Here is an 18,942-nt window from a genome sequence, read left to right as displayed (position 1 = left end):
GCGGGAGCGGGCATGGCCTTCGGCTGTAGAGGCTGATCCCCCGGAGACAAGGCAGAACCGCGCACCGGTACATCGGCATCCCCCGGCGGCCTTCGGGCCCCGCTGTAAGACGGGCATGCCGCGCAGCGACGCGACCGATGTCAGCGGCGTCCGCCCGCGCGCACGATGCCGGTGCGGCTGTGTCGCGTGCGGCAGGCGGAGGCTCAGCCGCTGCCGTCGTCGGTCAGCACGACCCAGTCGTCCGCCCACGTATAAGCGAGCGGGGGCAGCCCGGCGGCGATGCCGATCGCGTCGATGTAGCGGGCGACGGCCTCCGCCCGCGGCCCGGTCGCCGGCTCCGGGCGGCCGGGCGGGGCGCTCCACATCGGGCGGAAGCCGGCTTCGATACGCCCGTCGTCGCCGATCCGCAGTCGCGCGATCAGGCCGTTGACCGCCTCGGGATGAAAGGGGGCGAGCGGATAGGCGGGGTCAGGCTCGAAGCCGAACATCCGCTGCCGCCGCTCCGCCCATTCGGCGCGCGCGGGATGATCCTGCGCCGGGCTGAGCGCATGCGTGACGACCACGCCATTGCCGAGACCGTGGAAGATCGGCCGGCCGCGATGGAATTCGATGCCGCGCGCGATGTGCGCATGATGGCCGATGACGGCATCCGCGCCGGCGTCGATCGCCGCACGGGCGAGCGGGCGCTCATAGGGAGCGAGCGCGGCGGGGCGGTGGGTGATGCCTTTGTGCAACGCGACGAGGACGATATCGGCGTCCCGTCGGGCCGCGGCGATCGCTGCCTGCATCCGCGCAACCGAGGCGGGATCGGCTTCGGTCAGATCGGCCTGCGGCCGCGTCGGGCTGCCGTCCGCCGTGGCGATGCGAACGAAGGCGCAACCGGCACGATCATCCCCAGCCCAGGCGATCTCCGGACCGACGCAATTGTAGCTGAGCAGCGCAATCCGCCGCCCGTCGCAGATGACGATCGCCGGCGCCTCGGCCGTCGCGCGATTGCGATCCGCACCGGCGTGCGCGATGCCCAGCCGGTCGAGCTCGGCAATCGTATCGGCGATGCCGATCGCGCCGCAATCCGCGATATGGTTGCCCGCCGTCGACAGCAGCCGGACGTTCGCCCGCGCAATCGCGGCGAGGTGCGCCGGGTCGGCTCCCGGTGCGGGAACGTCGCCCGACAGCTCTTCGCCGCGGCGGGTATGCGGCACTTCGAGATGGCCGATGGCGAGATCGGCCTCGCGCGTCACTGCGGCGACGCCGCCGATCCAGTGATCGGGAACGGGGACGTCGAGGATGATGTCGCCGAGCATCATCACGTCGAGCCGGTTCATGCCACCACTCCCTCACGACGCAGGTCGGCGATCTGCGCCGCGTCGAGGCCGAGTTCGCCCAGCACCGCGTCGCTGTGGCTGCCGAGCACCGGCACGGTCGCCGGCGGATGGTTCGCCGTGGCGAAACCGGCGCCGACCACCGCCAGCGGCCGGTCCCAACCGGGCAGTACGACCGGATGCAACGTGCCGCGCTCGGCAAGATGCGGATGCTGCGCGATCTCACCGACCTCGCGCAGCATCGCCGCGGGTACGCGTGCGGCGGCAAGCCGCGCCTCCAGCTCCTCCGCCCGCCAGTCGGCGAGCGTCACGGTCAGCCAGTCGCGCAACGCGTCATAATGGGCGACGCGCGCGTCATGCGTCGCAAAGCGCGGATCGGTCGCCATGTCCGGATGGCCGAGCACCGCGAACAGCGTTTCGACCTGCTGCTGGGTGTTGGCGCCCAGCGCGATCCAGCCCGCCCCCGTCGGATAGAAATCGGCAGTCGCGACGAGGCGGAAGCCGCGATTGCCGGTGCCGCCCGGCGTCCGACCGGTATAGGAATGGACCGAGACGCTGGTGTTGACCAGCTTGAGCGCCGCGTCGAGCATCGCCACGTCGACATGCTCGCCGATGCCGGTACGATCGCGCCGACGCAACGCGGCGAGCAGGCCGATCGTGGCGAGATAGCCGGTAAACCCGTCGACGATCGGCAGGCCGATCTTCTTGGGGCCCTCGGCATCGGCGTTGAGCAGCGCGATCCCCGACATCGCCTGCGCAATATGATCATAGGCGCCGCGATCGGCGAGCGGCCCGGTCTGGCCGAAGCCGGTGATCGAAACGAGCAGCAGCCGCGGGCAACGGGCGTGCAGCGCGTCGAAGCCGAAGCCGAGCCGGTCAAGCGCGCCGGATCGGAAATTCTCGACGAGAATGTCGGCGCGCTCGACCAGCCGCCACAGCACCTCGCGCCCCGCCGCGGTCTTGAGGTCGAGCGCGAGCGAGCGCTTGCCGGCGTTCATCGCCGCGAACGGAATGCTCAGCATCGGTTCGCCGCCATGTTCGGTATAGTGGCGGAAGCCGTCGCCGGTTTCCGGCGGCTCGACCTTGACGACGTCCGCGCCCAGCTCGACCAGCATGTTGGTACAGGTCGGCCCGGCGATCGCATGGCTGAGGTCGACGACGCGCAGGCCCTCGAGGGCATCGATCATCGTGTGCTCCTGTCGCCGGTGAAGACGCCCGCGTCGGCAAGAGCCTGTTGCGCGGCGACGTCGAGACCGAGTTCGGTAAGGATGTCACTCCGTTCCGCACCGGGCAGGCCGGCGGCGCGGTGCGCGGGCGGGTCGATGCCGGCGATGTGGAACGGCGTGCCGATCTGCTCGACCGCTCCGTCGCCGACCGGCAGCGTGACGTGCATGCCGCGCGCCCTCGCATGCGGGTGGCGCAACGCCTCGGCGGGGGTGAGCAGCGGCATCGCCTGCGTGTCCGCGGCGGCGAGCAGGTCGAGCCAGGCGTCGCGCGGGCGGGTGCGGAAGAGTGCGGCGAGATCGTCGTGTATCGCCGGATGCGCGTCGCTGTCGAACTGCCGCGCGGCATAGTCGGGGCGGTCGACCGCGGCGCAGAAACGCTGCCAGTAGCGCGGCTCCATGTCGGTGGTGCAGAGCCATCGATCGTCGGCGCAGCGCCAGACCCCGCCCTTGGGATGCCAACGACCGTCGACCGGGGGAATGGCGTCGGGTGCCGAGCGGCCGAGCGCCACCGCGATCAGCGGCAACGCCGCATCGGTCATCGCAATGTCGACCTGCGTGCCCTTGCCGGTCTGCGCGCGCTGCTGCAACGCGACGAGCATCGCAATTGCCGCATGCGATCCGGCGAGCACGTCGGCGACCTGCACACCGGGCAAGGTCGGCGTCGCAGTGCCATTGAGCCGCGACAGCGCCCCGGCGAGCGCGAGCGCGGCGGGATCGTGGCCCGCGCGGCCGTGCAGCGGGCCGGTCTGCCCGGCGAAGGACACCGAGCAATAGATCAGCCGCGGGTTGACCTTCGCGAGCGCCTCATAGCCGAGCCCCATCGCCGCCATGACACCGGGCCGATAGTCCTCGACCAGGATATCCGCGCTGGCGACGAGCGCGTGCAGCACCGCCTGCGCGGCGGGATGGCCGGGATCGATCACGATCGATCGCCGGTTGCGCCAATAGGACGGGCGGGCGCGGCGCAGCCGTGCCGTCGCGGGATCGTCGTCCTGCCCGAACATCCGCGCATGTTTGGCAAGTTCGCGCGGATTCTCGACGCGGATCACGTCCGCGCCCATGTCGCCGGCGATCCAGCCGGGATAGGCGCCGGGCAGAAATCGTGAAAACTCGATCAGGCGGAGCCCGGCGAGCGGCGCGGTCATGCCGTTGCCCCGCAGCGACGCAAGTCGGCGCACCGCGTCGCCGGCCCTTCGATGAAGGTGGTGATCCGTCGATCGAGCGCGTCGGCGGTGGCCGCGTCCATCGCGAAATTGTCGATGCCGAGTTCAAGCACCGGAATGCCCGCGGCGGCGAGCGCGCGCAATACGAACGGATCGGCATCGGCGAGCGCCACCGCGCCGTCGACCTGATGCGACTGCGCCTCGTGGACGTGCCACGGTCCGGCCCAGCTCGGCATGCGCAGTTCGTCGCCCATCGTCAGGAAGCGCGCCGCGAGCGCACGCATCGGATCGCGGCCGCGATCGAAGCGGCGGATATAACCGTCCGCGGCGAGCGCGAGATACATCGACCAGACGAACACCGCGCCATGGCTCTCCTCCCAGCGCTGGTAGAACGCCGTCTCGCTCCACAGGCCGCGACCGACCCACATCAGCCGGACGCGTTCGTCCGGTACGGCGGCCGCCCCGGCAGCGACGCGGGCGGCGACCTCGTCATAGAAGGCGCGGGCGGCGTCGCGCGCCCAGACGGTGCCGCGGTGCCATTGCGGCACCATCGTCGCCGGCATCGAATCGACGATGCTGATCGGTGCGGGGACGCTGCGCGCGACCAGGTCGCGGGTGCGGCGGTAATAATCCTCCTGCTCGTTGACGAGGTCGAGCACGGCGACGAACCGCGCCTCGTCGAAGACGCGGCCGGTCGTTGCCTCCAGCGCCGCGATGACGTCGCGCAATTCGCTGACCAGCAGATCGATCCGTTCGGGTTCGAGCGCTTCGTCCCAATGGTCGGGCAGCACCTCCCACCAGCGCGTCTCGATGTCGAGCCGCGGATCGACGGTGCGTTCGTAGAGGAAGGCCCGGGCGCCGGTCCGACCGGCCCAGGCGTCGAAGATGCCGATCGTCGCGTCGCTCGATCCGACTGCGTGGAGGGAATCGGGACGGGGCAGACCGCCCCAGACACCCTCTGCGTCCATCGCCGCCGCAAGACCTTGCGCGCTATACGCCTCGACATCGGTCGGATAGCCGGCGTCGCGGAGCAGCATGCGGTAGCGCTGCGTCTGCTGCTTGGCGGCAACGATCGACGCCCACCATTGGTTGACGACGAACGGCACGTCGAGCGCACGCAGGATTTCCTGCGGCGCATTGGCGTTGACCATCGCGAAGGGCGCACCGGCGGCGACCTGCGCACGCAGTTCGGCGAACCAGTCGCGCTGATAGGCACCGAAGCCGGCGAGCGCGGCGAGCGACTTGCGGCTGCGCGGCGGCGGCGCGGCGGCCGGTCGCGCCGGGGCAGGGTCGGCGGCGGCTGGTCCGTCGATCGTCCGCAGCGTCAGCGTCATGCCATCGGGCAGCGCGCGGGCGATTGCCGGCGCGGTCCAGGCGGCCGCCTCATCGGCATCGATCGTCAGGTGAACGATCGCCGCCGCACCGCAGGCTGCGGCACGCGCGACGATCGGCTCGGCGTCGGCAGTCGGGCGGCGTGCGGCGAGCGGCGCAAGGCCGGGCGCGGCAGCGGCGGCGCGGGTGGCGGGTGCGGCGGCGAGCAGGCGGCGATCACCCCATTCGTGGTCGTCGCCGACGATCGTATCACCGTCCGCCTCCAGTGCGCGATAGGACGCATCGCTTTCGGGCGCGCTGCCGGTCACGAAGACGCGCCGGCCGCTGGCGATCTCGGGCAAGGCGTCGAGTGCGGCGAGGAGTTGGGTGAGCTCGGCGGGGGGCAGGATCGTGCTCGCGCCGATGATCCGCAGCCGGTCGCTGCCGCGCAACTGCCTTTCCCCTAGTGCACGTAGGAGCGTACGGGCCGCTTCATCCTCCGCCGCGGCCTGCGCCAGGGCGGCATCGGTGGGTGCCCGTCCGCCCAGCGCGATCAGCCATGCATCAAGCTGCGCCAGCCGTGCCGCATTATAGCGGTTCGAGGCGGGACGATCGTGGTGAAGCAGATCGAGCAGGTGGAAATGCGCCGGCGCTGTTTCGCCGAGTCGGCGGCGCTCGCGCAACGCGGCGAAGATTTGCGCCTGTTCGGCATCGGCGCGGGTGATCAGCACCGCCTCGTCGAGGCGATCGGCGGCGAGCAGCCGCTCGACCAGCCGGTGCGCGCGCCGCCGCCCGGTCGCCGGACCCATGACCGCATCCGCGATCGGGGTCGCCGGTCCCTCCGTCGCGGCGAGGCGGACGGGCGCAAAGCCTGCCGCACGCAACCAGGTGAAGGGCGCGTCGCTGCCGATCGTGCGGATGACGCGCACGCCCTCTGCGGCGAGGCGGTCCGCGACCGCATCGGGGTCCGCATAAGCGGCGGCGATGGCGGCGAGCGCGGCGGCGGCGTCCATCAGATCACACCCGCATCGCCGAGCGCGCGCAACCGCTCCTCGTCATAGCCGAGCAGATCGCGGAAGACGTCGCGATTGTGATCGCCGATGCCGATCGGCAGCGTCGCATCGAATCCGGTGCTCGCTGCCGAGAAGCGGATCGGGATGCCCGCGGTCCGCAGCTCCGACTGATGCGGATAGCGGGGATGCGCGATCGGCATCGTCTCGCCGCGCCCCATGACGCGTGGATCGCTCAGCGCCTCTTCCGGATGACGCACCGGCGCGACCGGCACGCCTTCGGCTTCGAGCCGCGCCACCACCTCGTCCACCGCGAGCGTGCGCGACCAGGCGGTGATCGCCGCCTCCAGCACCGGCGCGTTGGCGACGCGCGAATCGCGGGTGGCGAAGCGCGGGTCGGCGGCGAGGTCGGGCTGACGCATCGCGCGGAACAGCCCCTGCGCGAGCTTCTCGTGCACCGCGACGATCGCGACATAGCCGTCGGCGCATTCGAAGACGCCGAACGGCGACAGCCGCTGGACGGTGAGGCCGGTCCGCGCCGGCATCCCCGCAGCGGCAAGGGCCGACCAATTCTCGATCGCGACGAACGAGGTCAGTGCGCCGAGCATCGAAACGTCGACGTGCTGGCCGACGCCGCTGCGATGCCGCTGTTCGAGCGCGGCGAGGATGCCGATCACCGCGAACACCGGCGCGAGCATGTCGGCGATCGGGATGCCCATCCGGACCGGCGGCGCGTCGGGAGCGCCACTGGTGTACATCGCCCCCGACAGCGCCTGGATGATGACGTCCATCGCCTTGCCGCCCTCCGGCGCGTCGGCGCCGAAACCCGACAGCGAGCAATAGATGATGCCCGGATTGGCCTCGCGCGCGACGGCATAGCCGATGCCGAGCCGGTCGGCGGTGCCGGCCGTGAAATTCTCGACGACGATGTCGGCGGTGCGGCACAGATCGGCGAACACCGTCTGCGCGCCGGGTGCCTTGAAGTTGAGCGATACCCCCTTCTTGCCGCGGGCTCGCGACAGATGGGAGATCGACACGTCGTCGTCGTGCATCCGTTCGATGCTCACGCCGTCGCGACCGACATAAGGGCTGTTCTCCCGCGCGAGATCACCGCCGCGCGGATCCTCGATCTTGATCACCTCGGCGCCGAGGCCGGCGAGCAGCAACGTCGCATAGGGTCCGGCGAGTGCGCGGGTGAGGTCGATGACGCGCAGGCCCTCCAGCGGGCGCGGCGGAGTGGAGGTATCAGTCATGGGCACCTTGCGGATCGGAGGAGGGGCAGGCGGTCGGCATGCTGGCGCGATGCGCCGCGATCAGGCGTTGCGCGGCGGCGAACAGCGGCGTGCCGTCGCGGCCGTAGCGAGCGAGGTCGCGGGCGATGCGCGCGGCATTGGTGTTGTAGAGCGTATCGAACCGGCGCTGGTCGGCGGGGTCTATCGGCAGGAAGGCGACGCCATGGCTTTTGCCGAAGGCGATGCCGGCGCGTTCGGCGGCGTCGATCTCGTCGATCAGGGCTGCTTCCCACACGCCTTCGCTGTCGGCCAGCAGCCGTTGCAAATCGGGCGGCAGCGTCCGCCAGCGACGCAGGCCGATCGCCCGCGCCGGATAGGAGCCGCGGCTGACCTTCAGCGTGGTGAAGAAGCGCGCGACCTCGGCGAAATGAAGGCTCTTGAGGGTATCCGCGGGGGCGACGACACCATCGATCACCCCCTTGGCGAGCGCCGAATAGACGTCTGCCATCGGCATATCGACCGGATCGGCACCGAGGGCGCGCAGCACCTCGAGATTCTCCGCCGGCGCGCGCAGGCGCAGGCCGCGCAGGTCGGCGAGGCGACGGATCGGGCGGTTGCGGGTCAGGATGCCGGGGAAGTTGCCGGGCTGAACGGCGAGCACGCGAAGGCCGTGCAGTTCGTCGTCCAGAGCGGGGAAATGTGCGGCGAGACACTGATAGACGGCGATCTGTTCGGGCATCGACGCGACGCCGCCGTAGAAGCCGGCCTGCGCGCGCTGGGTATGTGCGCCGCCGCGCGTGTAGATGGGGGTGATCAGGCCGATGTCGGCGACGCCGTGGCGGATCTCCTCCATGCTCTGGTCGCTCGACAGCAGCGCACCGGCCCAGAACGGCTTGATGCGCAACCGCCCCGCCGAGGCCTGTTCGACGTGGCGCATCCAACGGATGTCGGCGCGGCTGAACGGATGGCCGGGCGGATAGGGACTGGCATAGGTCAGCGTCGTCACGCCCGCCGGCGGGGCCGGTGCCGCGCCGCAGGCGGCAAGCAGCCACAGCGCGGCGAGGGCGGCGAGATGGCGGATCATGCGAGCGCTCCGGGCAGCCACAGCACCACCGCCGGCACCGCGATGAGCAGCGCGAGATGCAGGAAGTCGGCGAGCAGGAAGGGGACGATGCCGCGGAAGATCGTGCCGAGCGGAATGTCACCGGCGATCCCCTGGATGACATAGACGTTGAGCCCGAGCGGCGGGTGAACGAAGCCGATCTCCATCGTCCGCACCAGGAAGATGCCGAACCAGATCGGACTCAGCCCGAGCTGGTGGACGATCGGCAGGAAGATCGGCGTGGTGAGCAGCATCAGCGCGAGTCCGTCGAGGAACGAGCCGAGCAGCAGCAGCACCAGCGCCATCGCGATGATCGCGATCGTCGGCCCGGCGTCGAGCCCGGCAACGAGGTTGGACAGCATCGCGGCGATGCCGGTGACGCTGATGAAGGTCGCGAACAGCAGCGCGCCGATCACGACGATATAGATCATGCCGGTCGTGCGCAGCGTCGCCTCCAGCGCGCCGCTCACCGCCACGCGGGTCAGATGGCCGCGCTTCCAGCACAGCGCGAGCGCGGCGACCGAACCGACCGACGCCGCCTCGGTCGGGGTGAACCAGCCGACGAACAGGCCGCCGATGACGAAGACGATCAGCAGCCCGACGTCACCGATCTTGCGCAACGCCGGCCAGCGCTCGCGCCACGGCGCGCGTGCTGCCGGCGGCCCGAGTTCGGGGCGGAGGCGGCAGAGCAGGGCGATCGTCGCGATGTAGAACAGCGCCTGGGTGATGCCCGGCACGATCGCGGCGGCGAACAGCTTGCCGATCGACTGTTCGGCAATGATGCCGAAGACGATCAGCGCCCCCGACGGCGGCACCAGCGACCCCAGCGTTCCGCCGGCGGCCAGCGCGCCGGTGGCGAAGGAGGGGGCGTAATTCGCCTTGCGCATCTCGGGCAGCGCGACCGAGGTGATCGTCGCCACGGTGGCGAGGCTCGACCCGCTGATCGCGCCGAAGCCCGCGCAGCCGCCGATCGAGGCCATCGCCAGTCCGCCGCGGCGATGGCCGATGAACCGTGCCGCCGCGTCGAAGAAGTCGCGGCTGGCGCCAGCGGCGAAACAGAGATGCGCCATCAGCACGAACAGCGGCAGCACGCCGAGTTCGTAGCGCGAGATCGTATCGAAGGTGATGACGCCGACCTTGATCAGCGCCGCCTCGGGCGACAGCAGCAGCGTCAGCCCGACCCCGCCGACCAGCGCCAGTCCGACGCCGATCGGGATGCCGAGGGCGAGCAGGGCGAGCAGCACGACGATGCCGCCGCCGCCGATCCATTCGGGCGCGATCACGACCGCGCTCCGCGCAGCGCCCGGCGGGCGAGGATCAAGGCGGTGGCGATCGCACCGGCGATCCAGGCGGCGCGCAGCCAGCGCAGCGGGATATGGAGGATTTCGCTCAGCTCGAATGCCGACCAGAGATCGGCGAGCAACCACGCCGAACCGATCGCGATCCACAGGAAGATCAGCGCGCTGACCGCATCGGCGCCGCGCAGCAGCCGGGCCGATGCGGCGGCGTGCAACCGTTCGAGCAGGATGTGCACGCGGGCGTGACCATCGACGATCGTGGTGAGCAGGATCGCGCTGGTCGCGACCAGCACGATACAGGCCTGGACGATCTCGATCGCGCCGAACAGGCGGATACCGGCGTGGCGACCGGCAACGGCGAGCGCGTCGGTCGCCATCGCCCCGAGCAGCCCCGCCGACCCGATCGCGAGCATGGCCCGCGCCAGCCGCGACGGGCCCGCCCTCGCCGCCGGCATGGGCTCGAGGTCAGCGGTGACGAGCGGCACGCGTGGCTCGGGCCCGATCGGCGTGCCGTCGGCGGCATTCGGGTGATCGGTCACGTCGGTCTCCGCAAGGATCGGCCAGCCCGGATCATCGTCAGAAGCGCTTGCGCAGCGTCACCGCGATCTCGCGCCCGACGGGATTGGCGGCGGTGGCGTCATAGCCGCCGCTGCCGTTGATCGTCGGCGCGAAATCGAGGAACGGCGGCTTGCGGTCGAACAGGTTGAGCGCATCGAACGACACGCTGAAACCGCCGGCGAACAGGCTGCGGCTCGCCGGATCGCCGACATCGAAGGTCACGCCGAGGTCGACGGTGGTATAGCTCGCCACCTTCTGCACGCCGTTGTTGGGCAGGGTGTTATTGTCATAGCCGCCGACATGATTGACGGTAAGCCGCGTGTTGGCGCCGTCATAAGCCCAGTAGAGACTGCCGCGACCCTTGAACTTGAGCGGATTGAACACGGTGTTGCGGCGATCGATCAGGTCGCCCGCCGGAGTGATCGCGCTGCGATAGCGGGTCAGATAGGTGGCGTTGGCATTGAGCGTGAAGCGGCCGGCGCCGTTCGTGTCGAAGGTATAGCTTGCCACCGCATCGATGCCGCTGGTCTTCGAGCGGCCGAGGTTCTGGGTCCGGCCGTCGATGAACAGCGTCGGATTGGCGGGGAGCACGCCGCGCGCGATGGTGATCCCCTGCGCGAGCAACTCCTGCACGCGCGCCGCGGCGGCGGCGCCGCGCAGGATGACGCCGGTGCCGGCGAATTGCGCCTCCCGGCTGAGGATGGCGAGATCGCCGAGGTAGCTGTCGACCTGTCCGGTGTAGTTGACGTCGAAATAGGTCAGGCTGATCCGCCCGCCGGGCAGCGGATCCCAGTCCAGCCCGGCCGACCAGGTGGTCGCCTCCTCCGGGCGCAGCGCGGTATTGCCGCCGGACAAAGCCGCACCCTGGACGATCGCGCCGCCCAGCGCCGGATCGGCATAGGGCTGGACGAAGATGTTCGAGCTGTTGCCGTAGATCTGCGAGAACAGCGGCGCGCGGAACGACGTGCCGTAGCTGCCGCGGATCACCAGCCCGCGCAGCGGCGACCAGTTGGCGCCGAACTTGGGATTGGTGGTGCTGCCGACATCGCTATATTTGTCGTAACGAACCGCAGCGGTGAGCTCGAGCCGGCGCAGCCCGGGCAGGGCATTGGCCGAGCCGAAGATCGGCACGTAGAGTTCTGCATAACCGGAATCGACCTGGCGGTCATAGTCGCGGAAGGTGAGCGGGCTGGTCGGCGCGCCGCGCTGGATGCCGAGCGCGACCTCCAGCTCCTGCCGCTCATAGCCCGCGGCGAGCTTGACGCCGCCGCCGGGCAGATCGAACAGCGTGCCGTTGACCGTCGCCTCGACGCCGGTGAAGCGGTTGCGCGTCGGCGCGTTGAACACCTGATCGTTGATCGCGGCGAGCACCGCCGCCGAGGTGCGGCCGAGGCCATAGGGATCGAAGGCGGTCGCCGGGTTCGAGCTGGCGAGTGCGGCGTTGAGCGCGGGTGTGTTGATCCCGTTGGGGGTGTTCGACACGTCGTCGTTGCGGCCGTAGATCACCTGCCCCTGCACCTCCCAACCGCCGAACTTGGCGCGCAGGCCGCCGGCGGTCTGCCAGCTTTCGGTCGAGCCGAACGACAGATTGTTGGGCAGATCGTCAAGGCGGATCTGTACCGTTTCCGCGCCGGTCGTGCCGGGCGGGCGGGTGAAGAAGGCATTGGTTCCCGGCACGCTTACCGTCGCGCCGGTATAGCCGCCGAACCGCTTGAACTGGCGTTTCGAATAATAACCGTCGCCGAACGCGTCGAGCCAGTCGGTGAGGTGAACGGTAAAGGTGGCGTTGGCGCTGTCGTAGCGCGTCTCCGGAAACAGGTCCTGGCCGGTGAAGCCTTCGCAGAGGTTGGCGGTGCCGGCCACCAGCTGCCCGGCGCTCGCCGGTGTCACGCCGCCCTGCGGAATGGCGTAATTGCGCCCGCCGACGGTGAGCGTGCCGGGATTGCACTGGCTGACGCGGAAATCGCGGCCGCCGTAGCGGCGCTGGTCGCTGGTGAAGAAGTCGCGATTGTCGCCCGACAGATTGCTGCGGAAGACGTGTTCGTAGGCGACCATCACCTGGCCCCAGTCGCCGGTCTTGCCCGCGGCGATGCCGAACTGGCTTTCGTGGAAATTGCGTGCCGCGCCCATCCGCGCGATCGTCTCGACACCGTTGAGGGTGCGGCGCGGGATCAGGTTGACGACGCCGGCGATCGCGTCCGATCCATAGACGGCGGAGGCGCCATCGGCGACCACCTCGACGCGTTCGAGCCCGAGCGAAGGGATGATCGACGGATCGACCGAGCGGCTGTTGTTGACGACGCGGTGGCCGTCGAGGATCGTCAGCGTCGCATAGGGGCCGATGCCGCGGATATTGATCGCGTTGCCGAAGGTGATGTTGCTGTTGCCGCCCGACTGGCCGCGTGAGTTTTCCGACGTGCCGAGATCGAAGACCTGCGGAATCTCCTTGATCAGCCGATCGGTCGTGACCGCCCCCGATGCCTCGATCGCGCGGCGGTCGATCGCGATGACGCTTGATCCGACCGGCGCGGCGCCGCGGATCCGGCTGCCGGTGACGACGATGTCAGCGGCAGGGACGTCCTCCGCGCCGATCGTCACCGGCCCGGCGGCGGCAGCGTCGGACTGTACCGGGGCGGGGGCACCAGTGCGGCCCTGCTGCGAGGCGCTCTGCCCGTCGGCCGGCGTGACGCTGTCGGTGGCCGGTGACGGCGTGTCCTGTGCGGCGGCAAGATTGCTCCAGCCGAGCGCGGCGAGCGCGACACCGGAGACGAGGGCAAGGCGACGACGCGACGTGATGCGATGCATGATCCGTATCCTTGATGAAGTCGGGCGGCCAGGCGCGTCAGCGGAAGCGGACCGGCGCGGTGAAGGGGATGTCGATGTGCGAGGCGGCACCGGTGGTCAGCGTCACCGTCCGCGCCAGTGCGTCGCGGATGGCGGGCAGGTTGCGCTGGCGCGGGTCGGCGCCGGTGATCGTCACGCGCAGCCGATGCCCGGCGGGGATCGTATAGGCCCGCGGCGACAGCGCGAAGGTGAGCGTCTCCGCCCGACCCGGCGTCGCCGGTGCGACATCGGCCCTGAGCCCCGAGTGATAGGGCAGGTCGAGGTGGTTGTAGGGCGCGACACCGGTCTTGCGGTGGCTCATCGCCAACCGGCCGAAGGCGAGCATCGTCACCTTGCCCGTCGGATCGACCGACTCGAGATACCCAAAGACATTGCCGTCGGGGCGGTCGATCGCGGCCCGTACGGTAAGGATCGGAAAGCCCTCGATCGCCGCATCGGCGGCGAGCGGACGGCTGGTGAAGGTCAGACCCTTGCCGTCGAGCGGGCTCGGCCAGAACTGGAAATAATCCTTGGTGGCGACGTCATAATCGACGCGGAAGGGGCGCGGTGCCGCGGTGCCGGCGCGCAAGGCGAGGCTGCCGGAATCGACCGCGGCAGGCGTATCGTTGGCCGCGGCCGTGAGGTAGATGGCGGTGCGGCCGATCCCGGTGCCGGGCAGACGGGCGCGATGGACGAGTGTGCCGCCGCCCTGCCGTTCCTGCCACCAGCTATAGCGCGGCTCGCGATCGATGCCGTTGTCGACGTCCTTCAGATAGCGATCGAAGAAGCGCTTCTGTTCGCCGACGATGTCGAACACCTTGGGCGGTTCGCAATGGCTGCCCGGCCCGACGATCAGCTTGGCGTCGAGATTGGCCGCGGCCTGGATGATCTGTTCGGTCGGCTCGTCGTTCCAATTGCCCCACAGATACCAGGCGAGCTGCGGGCTTTGCAGCGCCTTGAGGTGGGTATAGGGGCCGACCTCTTCCCAATAGCGGTTGCCGGTGAGCGGCGAGACGCTGTCGCGATACGGCATTCCGGCCCACAGCGGTGCCATTGGCGTGTTGCGAACATGGTCGGCGACCGCTTCGCGGAGCAGCGCGCCGTCGCGATCGGCGTCGACCGGTACGCTCGCCAGGTCGACATCGAGCGGTTCGTCGGGGCGGGTATTGAACTGGGCGGTGATGCCGCCGTTGCGGACGAAGGCATATTTGTCGATGTCGGTCGCCGCGGCGAACACCGCCTTCAACGCCGGTGGCAGCGCGCCCGCAACGAGCATCGCGCTGCCGCCGAGATAGGAGCAGCCGGTGATGCCGACTTTGCCGGTGGTGTAGGGGCGGGCCGCAAGCCACTGGACGATATCATTGCCGTCATGGGCCTCGGTCTGGTCGAGGAAGCCGCGTCGCGCCCCGAACGAGGCGCCCTTGCCGCGCACGTCGGCGGTGGCGACGACATAGCCTTCATGGACGAGATCGCGCAGCCCGAAGGTCGTCGAGTCGATCAGATCGACGAGTTCGCCGTCCTTGCGGTAGCGCGCCCGGTACGGGGTGAAGGCAAAGACGACCGGAAAGCGCCCAGCGCGCGCCTTGCCGCCGTCGGCGGGGCGGTAGACGTTTACCGCGAGGCGGGTGCCGTCGCGTACCGGCAAATAGAAGGACGAACGGACCACCGACGGATCGTCACGCACGGTCCCGATCACATCGGTCTGCGCACCTGCCAGGGTCGTCAGTCCGGCGAGCCCGATCGCAGCGGCGCACGGCAGCGCATAGCGTAAAACCGCCATCATCCTCTCCTATCCCGGCAGCTTCTGCGAGCACCGTGAAATCGTGGAGACCACATTTTGTATGATCATACAACTGTTATATAAGAAAACTTATTATGGACCGGGTGGCCTCGCCCGCATCCGGACACATGAGGGACGACGACGGCATCCGCATCGTGCTGTCGTTGACGGCGGGATCGGCCTTCTGCGGTCCTAGACAGGCGGAAAATGCGTTCGGACCGCCGCGGGAACTCTTGGGTTTGAAGCTTGCGCCTCGGTCATGGCCGGATGGCGGACGCAGGGGCATTCCGGACGATCAAGACGCTGCCGAGGTTCGGCTTTGCCTGCCTCTGGCTTTGTCTTGCCCCGGTCGCGATCGCCCGATTCCCTCCTCACCCATTTGCAAACCGAACGGGGTAGATTGCGGAGCGAGGTCGCGCGTTCCAGCCGTCGCGCGACCCTTTCGTAACGTCCGATACTTTTCCGTCGCAACCGTGCGGCGCTGCCGATACACTCTCACGCCAACGATGAGAGGATGCGCCTGATGAAACTCGCCAGTCTGAAGCACGGCCGTGACGGCAGGCTCGTCGTCGTATCCAGCGATTGCGCCTGGTATGCCGAGGCGACGCAGATCGCGCCGACGTTGCAGGCGGCGCTCGACGATTGGGACCGGCTGCTCCCCGATCTGCGCAACCTCGCCACCGATATCGATCATGCGGTCATCCCGCGGCTGCGCTTCCACGAACATGACGCCGCCGCGCCGCTGCCGCGCGCCTATCAATGGGCGGACGGCTCGGCCTATGTGAACCATGTCGCGCTCGTCCGGCAGGCGCGCGGCGCGGAGATGCCCGACAGCTTCTGGCACGATCCGCTGATGTACCAAGGCGGATCGGACGGCTTCCTCGGCCCGCGCGACGCGATTCCGCTCGCCGACGAAAGCTGGGGCTGCGATTTCGAGGCGGAGGTGGTGGTCGTCACCGGCGACGTGCCGATGGGGGCGAGCCGCGACGCGGCGCTCGCCGCGGTGCGGCTGGTCGGGCTGACCAACGACGTGTCGCTGCGCAACCTCATTCCCGGCGAGCTCGCCAAGGGCTTCGGCTTCTTCCAGTCGAAGCCGGCGAGCGCCTTCTCGCCGGTCTTCGTCACGCCCGACGCCTTGGGCGACTGGTGGCGCGACGGCAGGCTGCACCGCGCGCTGCACGTCGATCTCAACGGCCAGCCGTTCGGCCGTGCCGATGCGGGCGAGGACATGACCTTCGACTTCGGCACGCTGATCGCGCATGCGGCGAGGACGCGCGCGCTCGGGGCGGGGACGATCGTCGGCTCGGGCACCGTCTCCAACCGCGGTCCCGACGGCGGGCCGGGCCAGACGATCGCGGCGGGCGGCGTCGGCTATTCCTGCCTCGCCGAGCTGCGCACGATCGAGACGATCGCGGGCGGCAAGCCGGTCACGCCGTTCCTCCGATCGGGCGATACGGTGCGTATCTGGGCGGAGGACGATCGCCACCATCCGATCTTCGGGGTGATCGAACAGACCGTCGCCTGACCTCGACAGGCCACTATCCATCGAAAAGACGCTTGAAATTTAATTACAGGCGCGCAACACGATCCAACAACAGCGCCGACCTCCCGGTCGCGCGTCGAGGAGAGAGATGGTGGCCAGCGAGTTGCCTCGCGCCGATGCACCGCCCCGGAATCTGCCCGGGCTGACGCTGCACGTGCCCGAGCCGAAATTCCGCCCGGGCGATGCGGTCGACTTCGTCGGGATCGAGGTGCCCCCCGCCGGCGCCGCCCGCCGCCCCGACACCGCCGCACCGGCGAAGGACTTCCCCGAACTCGCCTACACGCTCGTCCGCGTGCTCGACGAGGAGGGCCGTGCGGTCGGCGCCTGGGACCCGAAGCTGTCGCCGGATACGCTGCGCCGCATGCTGCGCAACATGGCGCTGCTGCGGGCCTTCGACGAGCGGATGTTCCGTGCGCAGCGCCAGGGCAAGACCAGCTTCTACATGAAGGCGACCGGCGAGGAGGCGGTGGCGATCGCCGCGGCGCAGGCGCTCGCCGACGACGACATGTGTTTCCCCTCCTATCGCCAGCAGGGGCTGCTCATCGCGCGCGGCTATCCGCTGGTCGAGATGATGAACCAGATCTATTCGAACCGTGGTGACAAGTTGCAGGGCAAGCAGCTGCCGATCATGTATTCGGCGCGCGATCACGGCTTCTTCTCGATCTCGGGCAATCTGACGACGCAATATCCCCAGGCGGTCGGCTGGGCGATGGCCTCCGCCGCCAAGGGCGACACGCGCATCGCCGCCGCCTGGTGCGGCGAGGGATCGACCGCGGAGGGCGACTTCCACTCCGCCTGCACCTTCGCCGCGGTCTATCGCGCGCCGGTGATCTTCAACGTCGTCAACAACCAATGGGCGATCAGCAGCTTTTCGGGCTTCGCCGGCGCCGAGGCGACGACCTTCGCGGCGCGCGCGATCGGCTATGGCATCGCCGGGCTGCGCGTCGACGGCAATGATGCGCTGGCGGTCTATGCCGCGACCTTATGGGCGGCGGAGCGCGCGCGGACCAATCAGGGCCCGACGCTGATCGAGCATTTCACCTATCGCGCTGAAGGTCATTCGACCTCCGACGATCCGACGCAATATCGCAGCGCCGGCGAGCCCAATGCCTGGCCGCTCGGCGATCCGATCGCGCGGCTGAAACAGCATCTGATCACGCTCGGCGAATGGGACGAGGCGCGTCACGCCGCGCAGGATCGCGAGCTCGCCGAATATGTCCGCGCCGAGCAGAAGGAGGCCGAGAAGAACGGCATCCTCGGCCATGGCCTGCACCAGCCGCTTGATTCGCTGTTCGACGGCGTGTTCGAGGAGATGCCGTGGCACCTGCGCGAACAGCAGCAGCAGATGATCGCCGAGGAAGAGGCGAGCGGCCGGCCATGGGCGCGCAAGTAATGGCCGCGTTTGCATTCCTCCCCGGCACGGGGAGGGGGACCAGCGAAGCTGGTGGAGGGGGGCTGCCCCAGACGCATCGCTGGTGGAGCGCCCCCTCCACCAGCCTGCGGCTGGTCCCCGTGCCGGGGAGGATTTTGGCGTGACGATGAACGAAGACGAACCCACCACCCGCATGAACATGATCCAGGCGATCAATTCGGCGCTCGACATCTGCATGGCGCGCGATCCCGACGTGCTGGTGATGGGCGAGGACGTCGGCTATTTCGGTGGCGTGTTCCGCGCCACCGCGGGGCTGCAGGCGAAATACGGCAAGACCCGGGTCTTCGATACGCCGATCACCGAGACGGGGATCATCGGCGTCGCGATCGGCATGGGCGCCTATGGCCTGCGCCCGGTGCCCGAAATCCAGTTCGCCGATTACATCTACCCGGCGCTCGACCAGTTGGTCAGCGAGGCGGCGCGGCTGCGCTATCGTTCGGCGGGCGAGTTCATCAGCCCGATGACGGTGCGATCGCCGTTCGGCGGCGGCATCTTTGGCGGCCAGACGCACAGCCAGAGCCCGGAAGGCATCTTCACCCACGTCTCCGGCATCAAGACGGTGATCCCGGCGACGCCCTATGACGCCAAGGGCCTGCTGATCGCGGCGATCGAGGACAATGATCCCGTCCTCTTCTTCGAACCCAAGCGCATCTACAACGGCCCGTTCAACGGCTATTGGGATCGCCCGTCGGAGAATTGGTCGAAGCATCCCGCCGGCGAGGTGCCGACCGGTTACTACAAGGTCCCGCTCGGCAAGGCGGCGGTGGTGCGCGAGGGCGAGGCGCTGACCATCCTCTGCTACGGCACGATGGTCCACGTCTGCACCGCGGTGGTCGCCGAACAGGGCGTCGATGCCGAGATCATCGATCTGCGCACGTTGGTGCCGCTCGACATCGAGGCGATCGAGGAATCGGTGAAGAAGACCGGCCGCTGCATGATCGTCCACGAGGCGACGCGGACCAGCGGCTTCGGCGCGGAGCTGTCGGCGCTGGTGCAGGAGCGTTGCTTCTACCATCTCGAAGCGCCGATCGAACGCGTCACCGGCTATGACACGCCCTATCCGCACAGCCTCGAATGGGCGTATTTTCCGGGGCCGGTGCGGATCGGCCAGGCCCTCAAGAAGATCATGAAGGACGCATAGG

The 18,942-nt window shown here is 69.2% G+C and carries 13 protein-coding genes; 3 read left to right on the top strand and 10 right to left on the bottom strand.

Features of this window, described 5'->3' with window-relative positions; all coding sequences use genetic code 11:
- Positions 1 to 203: 203 nt before the first annotated feature.
- The 10 genes from BW41_RS11400 to BW41_RS11355 are packed head-to-tail and all read right to left on the bottom strand — an operon-like array spanning position 204 to position 14,825.
- Positions 204 to 1,325, bottom strand: coding sequence for a CapA family protein (locus tag BW41_RS11400; RefSeq protein ID WP_037534517.1), 1,122 nt, complete (start codon positions 1,323 to 1,325; stop codon positions 204 to 206).
- On the bottom strand, positions 1,322 to 2,509 hold the full coding sequence (locus tag BW41_RS11395) for a CaiB/BaiF CoA transferase family protein (protein ID WP_037534516.1): 1,188 nt from the start codon (positions 2,507 to 2,509) through the stop codon (positions 1,322 to 1,324). The genes BW41_RS11400 and BW41_RS11395 overlap by 4 nt, the downstream gene beginning before the upstream one ends.
- Positions 2,506 to 3,693 (bottom strand): CaiB/BaiF CoA transferase family protein, encoded by a 1,188-nt coding sequence (locus BW41_RS11390; protein ID WP_152542278.1) that lies wholly within the window; start codon positions 3,691 to 3,693, stop codon positions 2,506 to 2,508. The genes BW41_RS11395 and BW41_RS11390 overlap by 4 nt, the downstream gene beginning before the upstream one ends.
- A complete protein-coding gene (locus tag BW41_RS20120; RefSeq protein ID WP_081793052.1) occupies positions 3,690 to 6,035 on the bottom strand; it encodes a 2-hydroxyacyl-CoA dehydratase family protein in 2,346 nt (781 codons plus the stop codon). The genes BW41_RS11390 and BW41_RS20120 overlap by 4 nt, the downstream gene beginning before the upstream one ends.
- Complete coding sequence (locus tag BW41_RS11380; protein WP_037534513.1) at positions 6,035 to 7,285, bottom strand: CaiB/BaiF CoA transferase family protein; 1,251 nt, start codon at positions 7,283 to 7,285, stop codon at positions 6,035 to 6,037. The genes BW41_RS20120 and BW41_RS11380 overlap by 1 nt, the downstream gene beginning before the upstream one ends.
- Entirely contained in the window at positions 7,278 to 8,348 is a 1,071-nt protein-coding gene (gene dctP, locus BW41_RS11375) for a TRAP transporter substrate-binding protein DctP (RefSeq protein WP_051583449.1), read from the bottom strand. The genes BW41_RS11380 and dctP overlap by 8 nt, the downstream gene beginning before the upstream one ends.
- Positions 8,345 to 9,649, bottom strand: coding sequence for a TRAP transporter large permease (locus BW41_RS11370; RefSeq protein WP_235199739.1), 1,305 nt, complete (start codon positions 9,647 to 9,649; stop codon positions 8,345 to 8,347). Before BW41_RS11370 ends, dctP begins: the two co-directional genes overlap by 4 nt.
- The gene (locus BW41_RS11365) at positions 9,646 to 10,203 is read right to left on the bottom strand and encodes a TRAP transporter small permease (protein WP_037534511.1); all 558 of its coding nucleotides are present in this window, start codon (positions 10,201 to 10,203) and stop codon (positions 9,646 to 9,648) included. Before BW41_RS11365 ends, BW41_RS11370 begins: the two co-directional genes overlap by 4 nt.
- Positions 10,204 to 10,240: 37 nt before the next feature.
- The gene (locus tag BW41_RS11360) at positions 10,241 to 13,027 is read right to left on the bottom strand and encodes a TonB-dependent receptor plug domain-containing protein (RefSeq protein ID WP_037534510.1); all 2,787 of its coding nucleotides are present in this window, start codon (positions 13,025 to 13,027) and stop codon (positions 10,241 to 10,243) included.
- Between the two features lie 37 nt (positions 13,028 to 13,064).
- Positions 13,065 to 14,825: a CocE/NonD family hydrolase gene (locus BW41_RS11355; RefSeq protein WP_037534509.1), complete on the bottom strand. Its 1,761-nt coding sequence runs from the start codon at positions 14,823 to 14,825 to the stop codon at positions 13,065 to 13,067.
- Positions 14,826 to 15,348: 523 nt separating this feature from the next.
- Here BW41_RS11355 and BW41_RS11350 point away from each other — a divergent pair.
- The 3 genes from BW41_RS11350 (at position 15,349) to BW41_RS11340 (ending at position 18,941) form a co-directional block, all read left to right on the top strand.
- Positions 15,349 to 16,350, top strand: a complete 1,002-nt coding sequence (locus BW41_RS11350) for a fumarylacetoacetate hydrolase family protein (RefSeq protein WP_037534750.1) — start codon at positions 15,349 to 15,351, stop codon at positions 16,348 to 16,350.
- A gap of 109 nt (positions 16,351 to 16,459) precedes the next feature.
- A complete protein-coding gene (locus tag BW41_RS11345) occupies positions 16,460 to 17,761 on the top strand; it encodes a thiamine pyrophosphate-dependent enzyme (RefSeq protein WP_443027644.1) in 1,302 nt (433 codons plus the stop codon).
- Between the two features lie 172 nt (positions 17,762 to 17,933).
- Positions 17,934 to 18,941 carry an alpha-ketoacid dehydrogenase subunit beta gene (locus tag BW41_RS11340; protein WP_037534748.1) on the top strand — a complete coding sequence of 336 codons (1,008 nt, stop codon included), beginning with the start codon at positions 17,934 to 17,936 and terminating at the stop codon, positions 18,939 to 18,941.
- The last annotated feature ends 1 nt before the right edge of the window (position 18,942 follow it).

This window comes from Sphingomonas sp. RIT328 (assembly GCF_000632225.1).
In the GTDB taxonomy this organism is placed as follows: domain Bacteria; phylum Pseudomonadota; class Alphaproteobacteria; order Sphingomonadales; family Sphingomonadaceae; genus Sphingomonas; species Sphingomonas kyungheensis.
The sequence above is the reverse complement of the archived record's forward strand: the minus strand, read 5'-3'. Positions and strand labels throughout refer to the sequence as shown.